General features: G+C 70.4%; 13 protein-coding genes. 7 read left to right on the top strand and 6 right to left on the bottom strand.

Going from position 1 to position 17,236, the window contains the following annotated elements:
* Window positions 1-18: 18 nt before the first annotated feature.
* From ACGFNK_RS21750 to ACGFNK_RS21740, 3 genes are all read right to left on the bottom strand, one after another.
* On the bottom strand, window positions 19-714 hold the full coding sequence (locus ACGFNK_RS21750) for an endonuclease V (RefSeq protein ID WP_393418182.1): 696 nt from the start codon (window positions 712-714) through the stop codon (window positions 19-21).
* A gap of 41 nt (window positions 715-755) precedes the next feature.
* On the bottom strand, window positions 756-1,070 hold the full coding sequence (locus ACGFNK_RS21745) for a plasmid stabilization protein (RefSeq protein ID WP_393418180.1): 315 nt from the start codon (window positions 1,068-1,070) through the stop codon (window positions 756-758).
* 76 nt (window positions 1,071-1,146) lie between these two features.
* Window positions 1,147-2,208 (bottom strand): WD40/YVTN/BNR-like repeat-containing protein, encoded by a 1,062-nt coding sequence (locus ACGFNK_RS21740; protein ID WP_393418178.1) that lies wholly within the window; start codon window positions 2,206-2,208, stop codon window positions 1,147-1,149.
* Window positions 2,209-2,446: 238 nt separating this feature from the next.
* On the opposite strand from ACGFNK_RS21740, the gene ACGFNK_RS21735 reads away from it, so the two are divergent.
* From ACGFNK_RS21735 to ACGFNK_RS21715, 5 genes are all read left to right on the top strand, one after another.
* Entirely contained in the window at window positions 2,447-2,863 is a 417-nt protein-coding gene (locus tag ACGFNK_RS21735; RefSeq protein WP_393418176.1) for an SsgA family sporulation/cell division regulator, read from the top strand.
* Window positions 2,864-3,221: 358 nt separating this feature from the next.
* Complete coding sequence (locus ACGFNK_RS21730; protein WP_393418174.1) at window positions 3,222-4,907, top strand: ABC-F family ATP-binding cassette domain-containing protein; 1,686 nt, start codon at window positions 3,222-3,224, stop codon at window positions 4,905-4,907.
* Window positions 4,908-4,977: 70 nt separating this feature from the next.
* Entirely contained in the window at window positions 4,978-7,254 is a 2,277-nt protein-coding gene (locus tag ACGFNK_RS21725) for an ATP-binding cassette domain-containing protein (RefSeq protein ID WP_393418172.1), read from the top strand.
* Window positions 7,255-7,378: 124 nt separating this feature from the next.
* The gene (gene ddaH / locus ACGFNK_RS21720) at window positions 7,379-8,155 is read left to right on the top strand and encodes a dimethylargininase (RefSeq protein WP_393418170.1); all 777 of its coding nucleotides are present in this window, start codon (window positions 7,379-7,381) and stop codon (window positions 8,153-8,155) included.
* 209 nt (window positions 8,156-8,364) lie between these two features.
* Window positions 8,365-9,342 (top strand): acyl-ACP desaturase, encoded by a 978-nt coding sequence (locus tag ACGFNK_RS21715; protein WP_393418168.1) that lies wholly within the window; start codon window positions 8,365-8,367, stop codon window positions 9,340-9,342.
* A gap of 46 nt (window positions 9,343-9,388) precedes the next feature.
* Here the strand turns inward: ACGFNK_RS21715 and ACGFNK_RS21710 are convergent, their stop codons facing one another.
* Window positions 9,389-12,889 (bottom strand): hypothetical protein, encoded by a 3,501-nt coding sequence (locus ACGFNK_RS21710; protein ID WP_393418166.1) that lies wholly within the window; start codon window positions 12,887-12,889, stop codon window positions 9,389-9,391.
* 62 nt (window positions 12,890-12,951) lie between these two features.
* Window positions 12,952-13,200 carry a WhiB family transcriptional regulator gene (locus ACGFNK_RS21705; RefSeq protein ID WP_344395983.1) on the bottom strand — a complete coding sequence of 83 codons (249 nt, stop codon included), beginning with the start codon at window positions 13,198-13,200 and terminating at the stop codon, window positions 12,952-12,954.
* A gap of 188 nt (window positions 13,201-13,388) precedes the next feature.
* On the opposite strand from ACGFNK_RS21705, the gene ACGFNK_RS21700 reads away from it, so the two are divergent.
* The gene (locus ACGFNK_RS21700; RefSeq protein WP_393418164.1) at window positions 13,389-14,177 is read left to right on the top strand and encodes a VOC family protein; all 789 of its coding nucleotides are present in this window, start codon (window positions 13,389-13,391) and stop codon (window positions 14,175-14,177) included.
* Between the two features lie 541 nt (window positions 14,178-14,718).
* Window positions 14,719-15,945, top strand: a complete 1,227-nt coding sequence (locus ACGFNK_RS21695) for a glycoside hydrolase family 64 protein (RefSeq protein WP_393418162.1) — start codon at window positions 14,719-14,721, stop codon at window positions 15,943-15,945.
* 175 nt (window positions 15,946-16,120) lie between these two features.
* On the opposite strand, the gene ACGFNK_RS21690 is transcribed toward ACGFNK_RS21695, so the two are convergent.
* Entirely contained in the window at window positions 16,121-17,176 is a 1,056-nt protein-coding gene (locus ACGFNK_RS21690) for a LacI family DNA-binding transcriptional regulator (protein ID WP_393418160.1), read from the bottom strand.
* Window positions 17,177-17,236 lie beyond the last annotated feature (60 nt).

Genomic DNA, 17,236 nt, shown 5'->3' with positions numbered 1-17,236 from the left:
CGGCATCCGTACAGATACTCAGACGACGTACTCAGTCGCCTTCAGGGCCTTGCGGCACAGCGCGTCAGCGCGGCGGGTCGTCTCCGGGAGGCGGAAGCGGGGCGCCAGCTGGAGCGTGTGGGCGCAGGCGTTCTCCAGGCTCACCCGGTGGCCGACCGAGACGAAGACCGGCTTGACGCCCTGCTGGGTGCGCAGCGCCCGGCCGACCTCCTCCTCGCCCGCGAGCAGCGGCGACGAGGATCCGCGCGGGGCGCCCGGCTCCTCGTACGCGAAGGAGAAGGGGTTCTTGGCGACGCCGATGGCCGGCAGGCCCGTGAGGACGCCGAGGTGGCTGGCCAGTCCGAAGCCGCGGGGATGGGCGAGACCGTAGCCGTCGCAGACGACGAGGCCCGGCTCGCAGGGCAGCGCGTCGAGGGCGGCCAGGACGGCCGGGAGCTCGCGGAAGGCCAGCAGCCCGGGGACGTAGGGAAAGGACACCCGCCCCACGGCCGTGGACTCGGCCACGATGTCCAGACTCGCCGCGTCCAGGACGACGGCCGCGGCCACGACGACGTCACGCTCGTCGTCGTACGCCACGTCCACCCCCGTCACCCGGCCGGTCCCCGGCGGCGGCCCCGGCTCGTCGAGTACGACGCGCCCGTGCAACTCGTCCTGCACGGCACGTGCTTGCTCTTCGGTGGTGGGCCAGCCCGCGGGGATGCGTACGGTCGTCATGGTGGAATCGAGCGTACGCGGTCGGGTGCCGGGGGCGGCGTTCAGCGGCCGAGGGCCCTCGACAGCTCCTCCTTGTTCATCTTGGAGCGGCCCTCGATGTTGCGGCTCTTCGCCTCCTCGTAGAGCTGGTCGTACGTGGCCCCTTCGCGGGACTCACGGCCGCCGCGACGGCCGGTCGAGGTGTCCTGGGCCGACGTGCGGCTCGTGCTCTTCGACTCGCCGCGCTGAGCGCGTTCCTTGTCGGTGGTTCGGGCGGCGATCTCCTCGGCGCGCCGCTCGCTCGCGCCGCGTTCGCGCTCGCTTTCCTTTATGTGTTCCTGCTGGCGTTCCCGCTTGGAACTCGAGCCACGTGCCATGGCCGGACTCCTTGCTGCTAGAAGACTGCTGGAAGCCGCCCCTCTTCCAGCCAAGCACGGGCCGGGCCCACCCGCATCAGCGCTCCAACCGTGCCACCCGGCCCTGCTCGCCGGAGGCCCAGCAGCCCAGGTCGGGGGTGCAGTCGACGGTGTCGTACGAGCCCGTGTCGAGGGTGTGCCAGGTGCGCCCGCCATCGGTGGTGAGGTCGGTTCCGGTGGGTCCGACGGCGAGGGCGGCCGAGCGGCTGTGCGGGAGCCAGGTGACGCCGGAGCGGTAGGCGGGCGGCGGCTGCGCGGCGGGCGCCCAGGTGCGGCCGGCGTCGCCGCTGACGGCGGCGGCCTGCGGTGACGGCTGGTCCGCGCGGTAGTCGCCGCCGACCGCGATGCCGTGCGTACGGTCGCGGAAGGCGAGGGCGAAGACGCCGCGTGCCGGATCGCCCGCGGGAACCGGGGTGTCGGTGGCCGTCCAGGTCAGTCCGCGGTCGGAGGAGTGCAGCACGCGCGCGCGTGCGGCCCCGCCAGTGGCCAGCCACACATCGCGCGGCCCCGAGCTGACGAGGCACTGCCCGCTGGCCGCGAAGCCCGCCTCGCCCTCCTGCGCCGCGGGCATCCCGTCGCTGGGCAGCACCTTCCACGAGCGTCCGCCGTCGCTGGTCGACAGGATCCGGAACTTTCCGTCCACGGGGTCGCTCATCGCCAGTCCGTGGCGCCGGTCGAAGAAGGTGACGCAGTCGTAGAAGGCCCTCGCGTCGGTGTTGCGGAAGGACTCGGTCCAGGTCTCGCCGCCGTCGTCGGTGCGGAAGATCCGCGAGGCCTCACCCTCGCCGATGGCCAGCACCACGGCACGCTTGCCGTCGAACGCCTCGATGTCCCGGAACTCCAACTCTTCGGCCCCGGGCGGCGATACGTTCCGCCAGCTCGCGCCGCCGTCGGAGGTGCGCAGCACGGTGCCACGGGATCCGGCCAGCCACGCCGTGTTCCGGCTGACGGCGGAGAGACCGCGGAAGCGTACGTCGGTGCCGCTGTCCTTGAGCTCCCAGTGCGGAGGCCGCCGGTCCGGTTCCTCTGCCCGGGCGGGCTCCGTGAGTACGGCGGCGAGCGCGGCCCCGCACACCCCCACCGCCAGCAGTCGCCTCATGAATCTCTTCGGTCGCGTTGTCCCCAAGCCCCTCATGGCGGGCGAAGCTAGCCCACTCCCCCGGTGACGTCCAGATGCCCCAACTGACAACGGTGGCCCCATGGATGATTGAAGGCGGTGACACAGGTCACTCGAAGTAGTGCGTCTTCGTGCGCACGGAATGGCTGATTCTGTCGTCTCTTCAAGTGCACGGCGTCATCCGTTCACCGTTCGTCCAGCCGTCACAAGGGAGCAGGCGTTGTCCACTGTCATCGAGCAGCCTGTCGAGGCCCGCCTCGTCGCCGCCGCACCGCGGATGCCGAGCATTCCCGCGGCGCTCCACTACGACCCTCGTGAACCGTTCGCCGTCCGCATGACCTTCCCGGCCCCGGCCACCCTCGAAGGCGTGGACGTGTGCTGGACCTTCGCCCGCGAGCTGCTCGTCTCGGGTCTGGAGGAGCCGGTGGGTAACGGCGACGTACGGGTGCGGCCGTACGGATACGACCGCGTCGTTCTGGAGTTCCACGCTCCCGAGGGCACCGCCGTGGTGCACGTCCGCGCGGGTGAACTGCGGCGCTTCCTTCAGAGCACGACGGAGCTGGTGCCGCTCGGCCTCGAGCACCAGCACCAGGACATGGACCACGCCCTGGCCGAACTCATGCGGGACGCCCTCTGATCCCTTGCAACTCCCGCGCGCCACGGTGGACGAGCGCGCGTGCGGGCCGAGACCGGGGGTCCCGTTAATGCGTTGACAGGCACCAGGCCCGCTCCTACGGTGTACAGCGGTCCTGTTGCCGTCGATTGGAGAAGGACGTTGCTCGTCTGAGGTCCTGAGACACCGCGTCACACCTGTCTGCGTGTGTGCGCCGCGTGCGACCTCGGCATACGAGCCGTCCTCCGGAGCGGGACCTTCCCCGGACCTCCAGGACTCCTGCCCGTCTTTTCGGCCGTCGTCGCCTCCCCGGTGCCCTGCCGGTGCATGCCGGTGTCTCGATACGCGTTGCCCTGACCGCATCAAGCAACCGCGAGGCCCCATGTCTACCTTCCCCACCTCCATCACCTGCACCTCACTGCGCTTCGCCTGGCCGGACGGCAGCACCGTCTTCGACGATCTGCAGGTGGCCTTCGGACCCGGCAGGACCGGGCTCGTCGGCGTCAACGGATCAGGAAAATCAACCCTGTTGAAGCTGATCGCCGGGCAGCTCACACCGACCGACGGCACCATCCGGGTGGCGGGCGAGGTCGGCTACCTGCCGCAGAACGTCACCCTCGACACCTCGCTGCGCGTCGACGAGGCACTCGACATCGCCGAGAAGCGCGCCGCGCTGCACGCCATCGAGTCGGGCGACGTCGCCGAGCACCACTTCGACGTCGTCGGCGACGACTGGGACGTCGAGGAACGCGCCCTCGCAACGCTCGGCGAACTCGGCCTCGCCCACATCGAGTTGGACCGCACGATCGGCGAGGTCTCGGGCGGCGAGTCCGTCCTGCTGCGTCTGGCCGCGCTGCTCCTGCGCCGACCCGACGTACTCCTCCTGGACGAGCCCACCAACAACCTCGACCTGTACGCCCGTCGGCGCCTGTACGCCGCGGTCGATGCCTGGTCCGGAGTGATGGTCGTGGTCAGCCACGACCGCGAACTCCTCGAACTGGTCGACCAGATCGCCGATCTGCACCGAGGAAGAGGTGCGGCGCGCAGCGCCTCGGTTGAGGGTGGTGGCGGGCGACGGGTGGGAGAGGTCACTTGGTACGGCGGCAACTTCTCGGCGTACGAGGAGGCGCTCGCCACCGAACAGGAGGCGGCCGAGCGCATGGTGCGCGTCGCCGAGGCGGACATGAAGAAGCAGAAGCGCGAACTGGCCGACGCGCAGGTCAAGTTGGCCCGCCGCAAGAGGTACGCGCAGAAGATGTACGACACCAAGCGCGAACCCCGGGCCGTGATGAAGCTGAAGAGCCGCGCGGCCCAGGTGTCCGCCGGCAAGCACCGCATCATGCACGAGGACAAGCTCACCGAGGCCAAGGAACGCCTCGACGAGGCGGTCGACGCCGTACGGGACGACGACGAGATCCGCGTGGACCTCCCGTACACGGCCGTGCCGCCCGGCCGCACCGTACTCACGCTCCAGGATCTGGAGCTGAGGTACGGCGCCCGCGTGGCCGGCGGCTTCGAGCTGCGCGGCCCCGAACGGGTCGCGCTGATCGGACGCAACGGCGCGGGCAAGACCACCCTGCTCCGGACGGTCTCCGGGGAACTGGAACCGCTCTCCGGGGAGGCGCAGGCCCACGTACCCCTGCGTTTCCTGCCTCAGCGCCTGGACGTACTGGACGACGACCTGACCGTCGCCGAGAACGTGGCGCGCTTCGCACCGAGCGCCACGAACAACCGGATCCGGGCCCGCCTGGCCCGCTTCCTGTTCAAGGGAGCCCGCGCCGACCAGCAGGCCGCGACGCTCTCCGGAGGCGAACGCTTCCGGGCGACGCTGGCCGCCCTGATCCTGGCCGAGCCCGCACCCCAGCTGCTCATGCTCGACGAGCCGACGAACAACCTCGACATGGCGAGCGTGCGACAGCTGACGACGGCCCTGGAGTCGTACGAGGGCGCGCTGATCGTGGCGAGCCACGATGTGCCGTTCCTGGAGTCGATCGGGATCACGCGCTGGCTGCTACTGGAAGGAGAACTCAAGGAAACCACGCCAGAAGCTGTCGGGTATCCCGGCTAGCTTCGCCGGTATGAGCCAACTGACCACCGGTACTCCCCACTCTCGACCCCGCTCGAGCGGGGGGACCCCCATGAGCGAGGGGACCCCCATGTTCATCCAGGTCACAGGGGCCCGGGAGAACAACCTCCGCGATGTCACTCTCCGTATCCCGAAAGGCCGGCTGACCGTCTTCACCGGCGTTTCGGGCTCGGGGAAGTCGTCCGTCGTCTTCGACACGATCGCGGTCGAGTCGCAGCGCCAGCTGAACGAGACCTTCACCTGGTTCATCCGCAACCGGCTGCCGAAGTACGAGCGGCCGCACGCGGAGGCCATCGAGGATCTCTCACCGGCGATCGTCGTCGACCAGCGGCCGGTCGGCGGTCACTCCCGGTCCACCGTGGGCACGATGACGGACGTGTACTCGGTGATCCGTGTGCTGTTCTCGAGGTACGGCACACCGAGCGCGGGTCCGGCGACCGCGTACTCGTTCAACGATCCGTCGGGCATGTGCCCCGAGTGCGACGGTCTCGGGCGCACGGTCCGGCCCGACTGGGACCGCATCCTGGACCCGGACCGCTCGCTCGCGGACGGCGCGATCCGCTTCCCGCCGTTCGCCGCGGGGACCTGGCAGGGGCAGGCGTACACGAACACCACCGAGCTGGACCCGCACAAGCCCGTACGCCAATTCACCGTGGCCGAGCGGGAGTTCCTGCTGCGCGGGCGCTCCGGGAGCAAGGTCACCATCAACAACTCGGACGGGAGCTGGAGCACCGACTACGAAGGGCTCGCCGACCGTTTCGAGCGGCTGTACCTCAAGCGGGACCTGTCGGCGCTGAGCCAGAAGACCCGCGACCAGGTGCAGCGTTTCCTGACGGAGGACACCTGCCCGGTGTGCCACGGAGCACGGCTGAACGCGGCGGCGCTCGCCACCCGCGTCGGCGGACTGTCCATCGCCGACTGCACCCGGCTGCAGGTCAGCGACCTGATCACGGTACTGAAGGACATCGACGACCCCGTCGCAGGGCCGATCGCCGGCGCGGCCGTGGCCTCGCTGGAGAGGATCGAGGCGATCGGGCTCGGCTACCTCAGCCTCGACCGGGAGACCGCCACGCTCTCCGGCGGAGAGGGCCAGCGCCTGAAGACGGTGCGGCATCTCGGCTCGAGCCTGACCGGGATGACGTACATCTTCGACGAGCCGAGCGTCGGCCTGCACCCGCGCGATGTGGGCCGCCTGGGCGATCTGCTGCTGCGGCTGCGCGACAAGGGAAACACCGTGCTCGTGGTCGAGCACGACCCGGACGTCATCGCCCTCGCCGACCATGTCGTCGACCTGGGGCCCGGGGCAGGGGCCGAGGGCGGGCACGTGGTGTTCGAGGGAACGCCCCGCGCTCTGGCCGCGGCCGACACCCTCACGGGCCGCTGCCTGCGCCGCCGCACCCGGCTCAAGGAGCGGACCCGGCAGGCCACCGGCGGGCTGTGGGTGAAGGGCGCGGATCTGCACAACCTGCGGGACGTCACGGTGGAGTTCCCCACCGGTGTGCTGACCGTGGTGACCGGTGTCGCCGGCTCCGGCAAGAGCACGCTCGTCTCCCAGGCGTTCACGGCCGCCCACCCGGACGCGGTCGTCGTCGACCAGTCGTCCATCGGCATCTCGGCGCGGTCCACCCCGGCGACGTACATCGGCGTCATGGACACCGTAAGGAGGATCTTCGCGCGGGAGACGGGGACCGAGACGGGGTTGTTCAGCTTCAACTCCGAAGGTGCGTGCGGGACTTGTCAGGGGCGCGGAGTCAGCTACACGGATCTCGCGTTCATGGATCCGGTGACCACGACCTGCCCCGACTGCGAAGGACGGCGTTTCAAGGACGAGGTACTGCGGCTGACCGTGGGTGGCAACTCCATCGTCGACGTGCTGGAGATGACGGCCGATCAGGCGCTGGAGTTCTTCACGGACACGGGCGTACGCCGCCGTCTGTGCGCCCTGCGGGACGTGGGACTCACGTATTTGACGCTGGGTCAGCCTCTGTCCACGCTCTCCGGAGGTGAGCGGCAACGCATCAAGCTCGCGACACGGCTGCACCGGACGGGCGCGGTGTACGTCCTGGACGAGCCGACGACCGGGCTGCACATGTCCGACGTCGACGGACTGCTCGCCCTCCTCGACCGGCTGGTCGACAGCGGCAACACCGTCCTGGTGGTCGAGCACAACCTGGATGTCGTGGCGCACGCCGACTGGGTCATCGACCTCGGGCCCGACGGCGGCAAGGACGGCGGACAGGTGATCTTCGAAGGGCCGCCGCGCGGGCTGCTCGACGCGGAGGGATCGTTCACGGCCGAACATCTGCGCCGGGCGGTCGGCATGGGCTGAGTCGCAGGGGGTACGCGGGGCGTGGCGCCGAAGCGCTGGCCAAGGGGGCTGTTGACGGAAGGGGCGCGGGCTGCATGATGTGCGGATACACCACTGCGAACCCCTTCGATTCGGAGACCCGCGCGTGCCCAGCCAGAAGGCCCTCATCCGCCGACCCAGCCCCCGTCTGGCCGAAGGACTGGTCACGCACATCGAGCGGGAACCGGTCGACGCCGAGCTCGCGATGCGGCAGTGGGAGGCGTACGTCGGGGTGCTCGGCGCGCACGGCTGGGAGACCATCGAGGTGGAGCCCGAGGACGACTGCCCCGACTCGGTGTTCGTGGAGGACACGGTGGTCGTTTTCCGCAACGTGGCGCTCATCGCCCGCCCGGGCGCCGAGTCGCGGCGTGAGGAGACCGCCGGGGTCGAGGAGGCCGTGGCCCGGCTCGGCTGCTCGGTGAACTGGGTGTGGGATCCGGGCACACTCGAGGGCGGCGACGTCCTGAAGATCGGCGACACCGTGTACGTGGGGCGCGGCGGGCGCACCAACGCGGCGGGCATCCAGCAGCTGCGGGCCGCCTTCGAACCGCTCGGCGCCCGTGTCGTCGCCGTACCGGTGAGCAAGGTGCTGCATCTGAAGTCGGCGGTCACCGCGCTGCCCGACGGCACGGTCATCGGACACGGGCCGCTGGTGGACACACCTTCGCTGTTCCCGCGGTTCCTGTCGGTGCCGGAGGAGTCCGGCGCCCATGTCGTTCTCCTGGGCGGCGGAAAGCTGCTGATGGCGGCGAGCGCTCCGAAGACCGCCGAGCTGTTCGCCGATCTCGGCCACGAACCCGTCCTCGTGGACATCAGCGAGTTCGAGAAGCTCGAGGGCTGTGTGACATGCCTCTCGGTCCGGCTGCGGGAGCTCTATGCCTGACCGGCCGGGCCGGGACACCCGCCCCGCCGGGGACCTGCGGGTCCGTGTCCGACACGGCTCGAGCTCGAAGATCCCGCTGTTCAGAGGCCGTTCACCTATGTGAGGGGCCCTTATAGCGCACTTAACCTACGGTGTCGTAACCTACGGTCTCGTAGCCTACGATGCCGTAGGTTCGCCAACCTCTGCTCATACGTCCCCCTGGAGCACCCATGACGATCACTTCCCCTCACCTCGGCAGCCCGTCCTCCACCTGGACAGACGCACGTCTGCTGCACGCGCTGGAGGAAGTTGTCGAGACGGAGCTCAACCGCCACCTCAAGGTGGCCAAGGACTGGATGCCGCACGAGTACGTGCCGTGGAGCGACGCCCGTAACTTCCCCGGTTTCTTCGAGGACGCCGAAGCCTGGGGCAAGGAGCAGTCCAAGGTCACCGAGATCGGCCGGATCGCGCTGGTCGTCAATCTTCTCACCGAGGACAACCTCCCCAGCTACCACCACGAGATCGCATCCCTCTTCGGCCGTGACGGCGCCTGGGGCACCTGGGTGCACCGCTGGACCGCCGAGGAGGGCCGACACGGCATCGTGATGCGCGACTACCTGCTCGCGTCGCGCGCGGTCGACCCCGACAAGCTCGAGGCGTTCCGCATGGTGCACATGAGCGAGGGTTTCGAGTCGGACAACCGCCACTCGATGCTGCACTCCGTCGCGTACGTCGCCTTCCAGGAGCTCGCCACCCGCGTCTCGCACCGCAACACCGGCCACCAGTCGGGTGACCCGGTCTGCGACCGCATGCTGGCGCGCATCGCGACCGACGAGAACCTGCACATGGTCTTCTACCGGAACCTTCTGAAGGCCGCCTTCGAGCTCGCCCCCGACCTGACCATGCAGGCCGTCCGCGACGTCATCGTCAATTTCCGGATGCCCGGCCACGGCATGCCCGGCTTCGAGCGGGCCGCCGCGCAGATGGCGATCGGCGAGGTCTACAACATGCGGATCCACCACGACGACGTGCTGCAGCCGGTGCTGCGCCACCTCAAGGTCCTGGAGATCGACGGCCTCGGCCCGGAGGGCCTCAAGGCCCAGGAGGAACTCGGTATGTTCATGGGCGGTCTGGACGCGGAGGCCCTGAAGTTCGACGAGAAGCTGGCAGCACGTAAGGCGAGGATGGCGGCGCGCGCCAAGGCGTAAGCGCCCCGTACGAGCCCCGCAGGCGCCCGGCCCATCCGCCGGGCGCCTATTCGTGCGCCGTGACCAACGCCAGTGCCGCGTCGCGGACGTCGGGCAGTGCGTGGCGGCGTAGCAGCCTGAGGTGCTCTCGCCAGGGCGTCGGCCAGGCCGTACGGATGCCGAGGGCGCCGGTGAGGGCTACGGCGAGCAGTCCCTGGGCGTGGCCGCCGTGGGCGGTCAGGCGGCGGGTCACGTGCAGCAGGGCCTCGGGGTCGCCCTCGTGCACCTGACGGCTCAGCCGCTCGCCGACTTCCTGTGCCATGCGAGCCGCGAGCGCAGGGCGGCCCTCGGTGAGGGCGGCGAGGCCCTCGAGCCGGGCCGGGTCCGCGTCCAGGTCCAGGTGGAACGCGGCGATTTCGGCGGCCTGCGGAACGAAGTCGTCGTATCCCGCGAGGAGTCCGCTCGCGGCGAGAGCGGCGGGTCGGATGGACCGCGGGGCGGTTCTGCCCTGAAGGCTGAGGCGCAGGACGAGGTTCTCGATACGGCGGCGCGCGGGGCGGTCGCGATGTTCCTCGGCGTCGTGCAGGGGCTCCACAGCCGGGGCCTCGTCCTCGGCGTCGTGCGAGTCCTCCACCGCCGGGGGCGCACCCTCCGCCTCCGCCAGCGCCCGCAACGCCCGTAGCAGGCCCTCGCCGCCCCGTTCCGATCCCGCCGCGGCCGTCACGAGGCCGTTCGCGGCGGCGTGCCAGGAGACGCGCTGCGCCAGGTTCGCGGCGGCGTCGGCCAGCACCGTCGGCGCGTCCGGCGACCACGGCGCCCAGCGGGCCAGCGCGTCGAAGGCCACGGTCGCCGTCTCCGGGTCGTCGGTGTCGCAGACGTCGCGCACCAGGCGGGCGTACCGCTCGCGGTGGGGCTCGGAGAGATCCAGCGGCGAGACGCGCAGAACAGCCGTGCGCAGGACGGGTTCCGCGCCCGCGGCATCGCCCAGCAGCCCCCACACCGCCTCCTCGGCGAGCAGCGGGCCCGCGAAGGCGACGCAGGCGGCGCGTACGTCGCGATGGGTGCCCGGTCGCGCGTACGCCTCCGTGAGCAGCTCCGCCGCCCGCGGCACCGGGAGGCGTACGGCGGCCAGGCGGGCGGCCTCCTTGCGGCTGGTCACCTTGACGTCCGGCCCGAGCAGGATGGCGCGGAGCTGCTCGGCGAGGAGGGACGGCGCCGCATACCGGGACGCCTGCGTGGCCGCGTACACCGCCACGCGGGCGTGCTCGCCGCCGGCGTGCGCGAGCAGTTCGGGCAGCGCCTCGGCGGGCCGGTCGGTGCGGGCGAGGGCCGCCAGGGCCGCCTCGGCGAGGACGACGTCCTCGGAGCCGGTCCAGCGGCGTACGAGATCGGCGCCGATGCCCGGCACGAGCGCACACTGCTCGATCGCCTCGGCCCGCTCCCACAGCGGGAGCCCGTCGTCCTCGGCGAGCGCCGCCAACTGCCGGGCCACCGCCTGCTGTTGACGTGGCACCCAGCGCCGGATGTCGCGGTCCACCCATACGGACCAGGGGCTGCCCTTGGTCAGGAACCGGCCGTACGGCGGGGTGTCGGCGAGCAACGGGTCGAGCAGGTCCGTACGACACCGGGTGACGATGGCGTGCACCGACGGCAGCGCACCCGCGGACGGCTCAAGGGCGAGGATCCGGGCCGCCCTCCCCGAGACTCCGTCCGGGGGGACACCCATGGCGCTTCTCCCCCAGCCTTCGGCCGGTGGGACCCCCATCTCGCTTCGCTCGCCCCGGGTCGCGGGCGGCTCCAGCCACAGATCGACCGCCTCGCGCGCGGTCGTGTCACTGCCGTAACGGATCGCCTGCCACAGGAGTTCCTGCAGTTCTGGCATGCCGGCGGCGCGCCGGCCCACGGCTCGGGTGAGCGCGAAGGCGAGGCTGTAGTCGGACTTCTCGGCACCCGCTTCGATCCAGGGACGCAGCGCCTCGTACACCTGGTGTTCCTGGCCTCGCCGCAGTGTGTGATCGAGGCGGCCGAGATCAGCGCCGCCGGTGTTGCCGGAGATCCGCACCAGCGTGCGCAGCGCCCAGTTCACCAACTCCCGTCGCCCGTTTGCCGCGTGCTCGCGCAGCACACCGACGGCGAGCCGGCTCAGGTGGTGGCGGGTGTCGGACGAGGAATCGGGAGCCTGAACGGCGTCGACGGCTATGCGGTCGAGGAGCGGTTCCGCGTCCTCGGTCAAGAGGGCGGGCCTGACTCGGGCGAGCGCTCCGAGTGCCGCCTCGCGCACCGGGTCCTGCTCGTTTCGCAGCCGCCCCATCTCCTCCAGTACGGCGATGACGGCTTCGGGGTCGCCGGAACGGCCCGCGTTGCGGATCAGGAACGGCCAGGCCTCGACGCGGTCCTCGGCGGCCGGTCGCCGGGTGGCTTCGACGAGCCGTTCGCGGACCTCGGCGACGGGCAGGAAGGACTCGAGGCGCAGAACCTCCATCTCCCGGCTGCCGCCTTCGTGCAGCGTCGCGGCCATCTTGCGGGCCTCGTCGGCGACATGGCTGCGGGGCAGCGCTTCGAGCAGGCTCGCGTCGACGGGCCCGGCGCCCCGGCCTTCGTACACCGCCTCGTAGAAGGCGTGCCGCTGCGCGGGCGGCAGCGCCTCGAGGAGCGGGGGAAGGCTGCCGTATGGCACCAACGTCCTTCCGTACGCGATGAGTTCGGGCGCTCCGGAGCGGGTCAGCCTGCGCCGTACGGTGGCGCTCATCGAGTGGACGCCTAGGAAGCCGAGGACGCCGGACCAGGCGGGCGTGAGGAGCAGCCGCACCATGCGTCGTGGGTCGGCGGTGGCGAACGCGGGCATGTGGGCGCGGAGTTGGTGCGGCAGGGTCGCGGGGCCCAGGCGTTCGAGGAGTTCGAGCACGCGCAGGGGCACGGCGGGCGTCACGGCGGCCACGGCGTCCGCGTAACGGTCCCACCAAGCGCCGCGCATCGCCTCGGGCAGGCCGGTCAACTCCCGTTCCGTCACGTCGAGTAGAGCATCGGGGTGCCGCTTGGCGAGCTGCCGCCATCCGGTGACCGCGTGGAACAGCTCGGGCAGCAGCCGGGCGACCCTGTCCGCCGAACAGCCGGGCAGCAGCCGGGCCGCCTCGGCATCGCCCCAGTCACGTCGCAGCCCGTCGATCAGCCGGTCGGCGAGCGCGGTGCGCCGCCCGGCCACGATCGCCCGCAGCAGTCCGCGGCGGATGGTCTCAGGCACGTCCGCGAGCGCCGACTCGTAGACGGAGTCGGAGACTTGAAGGCTGTCGGCGACGCGCAGCGCGTGTCCCCGGATGTACGGATCGGGGTCGGCGACGCGTGCGGCGATCCACTCGACGTCACGAGCGACGGACGCCGCGACGACGGCGATCCCGCGCTCGTAGGGGCCACGGGCTTCAAGTGCCTCCAGCACGGGCCGCAGCGGGTGGCGCATGTCCCGTACGCGCGCGGCGAGTTCGCGCATGCGCTGCGGGTACGACAGCGGGTCGAGGACGTTCAGCAAGCTGTCGGCCTCGTACTCGGCCTCGTATTGCGGGGTGCTGGGCATGCGCTGGATTCTGCATGCTCATGGCCGTCACGAGGACTGAATTTCGAGAAACGAAGCTCCGCCTACTGCTGGTGCGTCCGTCGGAGGCCGAGCCGTTCCTTCTCGGACAGGCCGCCCCAGACGCCGAACCGTTCGTCGTTGGCGAGCGCGTACTGGAGGCAGGCGGACCGCATCTCGCACAGCCCGCAGATGCGCTTTGCCTCACGCACGGAACTGCCCGGTTCGGGAAAGAAGAAGTCGGCCCCGGTCTGCGCGCACAACGCCTGCTCCTGCCAGGAGAGGTCGGGTGCGGCAATGCTTTCGATGTGCATGCCGCAGATGGTGCCGAGCGCCGAAAAACGTTCGCTCAACGCGGGATCAACGAGCGCGAGCGGTTGTTTCCCGCTACACAGCGTGACCACCTGTGGTCAGCCCGGCGCCCGCGTCCAGGAGCGATTGTCGGTGGCCGGTGCAAGACTCACCAGAGCAGGCAACGGGACCCCTCAAGGAGGAGGGCATCATGCTCACCACCCGTTTTGTCAACGGCGCCCCGAACTGGGTCGACCTCGGCACCCCCGACATCGAAGGCGCCGGCTCCTTCTACCGCGCCCTCTTCGGCTGGGACTTCCAGGCCGGAGGACCAGAAGTCGGCGGTTACGGTTTCTTCCAGCTCGGCGGGCGGATCACCGCGGGCGGCATGCAGACCACCGAGGAGCAGGGCCCGCCGTCCTGGACCGTCTACTTCCAGTGTGCGGAGGCGGAAGCCACGGCCAAGGCAGCGGAGACGGCCGGCGGCAGCGTCCCGATGATGCCCATGGACGTCATGGACCAGGGCCGGATGGCCATCCTCAGCGACAACGCGGACGTTGCTTTCGGCATCTGGCAGCCGGGCAAACGCAAGGGGATCGACGTGGCGGGCGACCCGGGGTCCCTGTGCTGGGTCGAGCTCTACACCCCGGATGTCCCAGCGGCTGCCGGGTTCTACCACTCGGTGCTCGGCCTGGAGACCTCGGCGGTGCCGTTCCCCGGCGGCACGTACACCTGCGTCAATCCCGCGGGCACCACGGAGGACGACATGTTCGGCGGTCTCGTGGCGCTGGCCGACGATCCGGCGGAGCAGAGTGCGTACTGGCTGCCGTACTTCGAGGTCACGGACACGGATGCCGTCGTCGCCAAAGCCGAGGAATTGGGCGGCACGGTGCGTATGGCTGCCACCAGCGTGGAGGGCGTCGGCCGTATGGCCAAGCTGGCCGATCCGTACGGGGCGCGGTTCGCGGTGATCAAGAGCGAGAGCGCTCCGCTGGGTTGAACAGTTTTGACTGCGGCGCCGCTGTGGCTGGTCGCGCCCCGCGGCGGAGCCGCTAATGTCACAGCCCCGCGTCCCTGGGTGGGTGGTGGGTGCGGGGCCGCGGTCCGGTGCGTCAGCCCGTCGCCAACAGGGCATACGGCTGTTTGCTGCCACAGGGCGCGGGTGGGCCGAGACCGAAGCTACGCGACGGGCATACGACGCACCGGCCCACGTCCCCTCCCGCCGGTGGGCAAGCTGAGGGTTCGTTGGGAGCGCAGGCTTTTGCTTTTTAGGGGCGCGAGGAACTGCGCGACCAGCCACGACGGGCCCGCAGTCGCCCACGAACCCAACGCCCCCCGATAGGCATGCCGCCCAACCTCCGGGGCGCTGTATCCCGGTTGTCCGGTCGCCAACTTCTGAACGGACGAAGATTTCGAGAGCGCTCTCAGTCATAAGCCTTGACGCCTCAACTCCCCCTGGGGACATTGGTGCAGACCGCAGGAGCCGAGCCCCCACGTGCATCGGCTCGCCCGGCAACCCCCCACACCCCAGGAGACCTTCCGTGATCTCACGCAGAACGTTCCTGACCTCAGCTGCCGCCATAGGAACCGCCGCAAGCTACCCCGTCTGGGGAAGCGCCCTCAGTCCCGGCGCCCTGGCCGCGCCCGCCACCTGCGAACTTGCCCTGCGGAACGCCTCGTTGCCGGGCACGGTGCGCGCGTACGTCACCGGGCACGAGCAGTCCACCGGCAACTGGGTGCTGTTGCGGGCCGACGGCGGTGTCTACCGGCCCGAGTCGCCTTCGGCGCCCCAGACCCCGCTGCCCGTCGACTGTGCCATTCCGCTCGGCGCCGCCGGTTCCGCACCGAAGGTGTTGACGCTTCCTCAGATGTACGGCGCCCGCGTCTACTTCGTACGAGACGACACGCTCGACTTCTTCCTCAACCCTGGTCCCGCCCTGGTCGAACCCGCCTTCGCCACGCCCACCGACGCCAACTACGGCAAGACCTGGTCGTTCTGCGAGTTCACGTTCAACACCCAGCAGTTGTACGCCAACATCAGTTACGTCGACCTGGTGACCGCCCTGCCGATCGGTCTGACCCTGGAGGGCGACGCCACGCACACGGTGGCGCCGCTGCCCGACGGCGCCGTCGACAAGATCGCGTCGGACCTCGCGGCGCAGGCGACGAAGGACGGACAGCCCTGGGACAAGCTCGTCATCCGGGGCGACGGTGGTGCCGTACTCCGGGTGATCTCCCCGCAGAACCTGATGGCGCCCTACTTCGACCGCCCAGCCGAAATGCCGTTCCGCGACGTCTGGAACAGCTATATCGACCAGGTCTGGGAGAAGTACCGTACGACCGACCTCAAGATCGATCTCCAGGGCGGCCGGGGCGTGTTCACCGGGCGGGTCAGCGGCGACACCCTCACCTTCAACGGCGGCCACACCTTCGCCAAGCCCACGTCGAAGGACATCTTCACCTGCAACCACGGCCCGTTCACCAACAACCCGAACGACCCGGACGAGAAGAAGGGGCTCCTCGCCCGCCTCGCCGCCGGCTTCAACCGCTCCATCATGCTCACGCACGCCTCCCAGCCGAACGGTGCGACAGCGGCCGACTACTACAAGGGCGAGGTCACTAACCACTGGTCGCGTGTGGTGCACGCCAACTCGCCCATCGGTTACGCCTTTCCGTACGACGACGTCCGTCCGGACGGCGAGCCCGATGTATCGGGGGCGGCGCATGACGGCAACCCGCGAAGGTTCACGGTGACGGTGGGTTCTTAGCCCTGGTAGGCAGCGGTCAGGGGGCACCCCTTCAGGGGCGCGGGGCCGTATCAATTGCGCCCCCGCCACGGGGGCGCGACCAGCGCCCCGTAAGGGGCGCGGGGAACTGCGCGACCAGCCGCGACGAACCCGCAGCCGCCCGACTACCCTGCCAGGCAGACGCGCTCGCGAAACCCTACGCGGAGGCGCGCCGCACCAACGTCGTCGGTAGGACAACGCTGGAGGGCGCCCCCACCAAGCCCTCCTGCGAGCCCGCGTCGGCGGAACCGGCGGCCAGCCCTCGCAACAGCAGCCGAGCCATCAACCGGCCCATCTCCTCGATGGCCTGACGAACCGTCGTAAGAGGTGGGTCGGTCTGCTCCGCAACCGGCAACATGTCGTCGAACCCGATCAGCGCGACATCCTCGGGCACCCGAAGCCCCCGCTCCCGCAAAACCCGCAGAGCCCCCGAAGCCATCAAGTCATTCGCGGCGAACACGCCGTCCAATTCCGGAAAACCGTCCAGAAGTTGACGCATCGCACGCTCACCGCCCGCCGGTGTGAAGTCGCCCTCCGCGATCAGCCGGGGGTCGGCGTCCACCATGACGTCCCGGAAACCGTCGAGCCGGTCGACCGCCGAGGTCTGGTCGAGGGCGCCGGTGATGTGGGCGATGCGCGTACGGCCGAGCGCGACGAGATGGCGTACGGCCTCGCGGGCGCCACCCCGGTTGTCGCTGTCGACGTAGACCGCGCTGCGCGTACCGTCGCCCCAGCCGGGCCGCCCGCCGAACACGGTCGGCACCCCTGCGCCGTGGATCAGTTCGGGCAGCGGGTCGTCGAGGTGCAGGGAGAAGACGAGGGCCCCGTCGACGTGGCCACCGGCCAGGTAGCGGCCCACGCGCGCATGGTCGTCGCGGCCCTCGGTGAGCAGCAGTACGAGCTGGGAGTCGTGCGCGGTCAACTCCTTGCTGATGCCCCGGAGTTGGAGCGCGAAGAAGGGGTCGGCGAACACCCTGGTCTCGGGTTCGGCGATCACCACGGCCACCGCGTCGTGCCGCCGGGTCACGAGACTGCGCGCGGCCTGGTTGGGAACGTAACCGAGTTCTTCGACGGCCCGCCTGACCCGCTCGACGAGGGGCTCTCGGACCCCGTCACCGCCGTTGACGACCCGCGACACGGTGGCCCGGGAAACCCCCGCCCGTGCCGCCACCGCCTCCAACGTGGGGCGCGACGCTGTCGACGACTCGGACACCGGAACTCCTCGGGGCAGCGGTTCCGGGCCAGGATAACTCCTGGTCGCCGTACTGCTGAG

This window comes from Streptomyces sp. NPDC048825 (genome assembly GCF_043198355.1).
Lineage (GTDB): Bacteria > Actinomycetota > Actinomycetes > Streptomycetales > Streptomycetaceae > Streptomyces > Streptomyces xiangluensis.
Note: the sequence above shows the minus strand (reverse complement) of the source record. Positions and strands in the feature narration are given on the sequence as shown.

Excerpts from the sequence above, each read along its gene's own strand:
- ACGFNK_RS21750 (WP_393418182.1), bottom strand. The coding sequence starts at position 714 with ATGACGACCGTACGCATCCCCGCGGGCTGGCCCACCACCGAAGAGCAA.
- ACGFNK_RS21745 (WP_393418180.1), bottom strand. The coding sequence starts at position 1,070 with ATGGCACGTGGCTCGAGTTCCAAGCGGGAACGCCAGCAGGAACACATA.
- ACGFNK_RS21740 (WP_393418178.1), bottom strand. The coding sequence starts at position 2,208 with ATGAGGCGACTGCTGGCGGTGGGGGTGTGCGGGGCCGCGCTCGCCGCC.
- ACGFNK_RS21730 (WP_393418174.1), top strand. The coding sequence starts at position 3,222 with ATGTCTACCTTCCCCACCTCCATCACCTGCACCTCACTGCGCTTCGCC.
- ACGFNK_RS21725 (WP_393418172.1), top strand. The coding sequence starts at position 4,978 with ATGAGCGAGGGGACCCCCATGTTCATCCAGGTCACAGGGGCCCGGGAG.
- ACGFNK_RS21715 (WP_393418168.1), top strand. The coding sequence starts at position 8,365 with ATGACGATCACTTCCCCTCACCTCGGCAGCCCGTCCTCCACCTGGACA.
- ACGFNK_RS21710 (WP_393418166.1), bottom strand. The coding sequence starts at position 12,889 with ATGCCCAGCACCCCGCAATACGAGGCCGAGTACGAGGCCGACAGCTTG.
- ACGFNK_RS21705 (WP_344395983.1), bottom strand. The coding sequence starts at position 13,200 with ATGCACATCGAAAGCATTGCCGCACCCGACCTCTCCTGGCAGGAGCAG.
- ACGFNK_RS21700 (WP_393418164.1), top strand. The coding sequence starts at position 13,389 with ATGCTCACCACCCGTTTTGTCAACGGCGCCCCGAACTGGGTCGACCTC.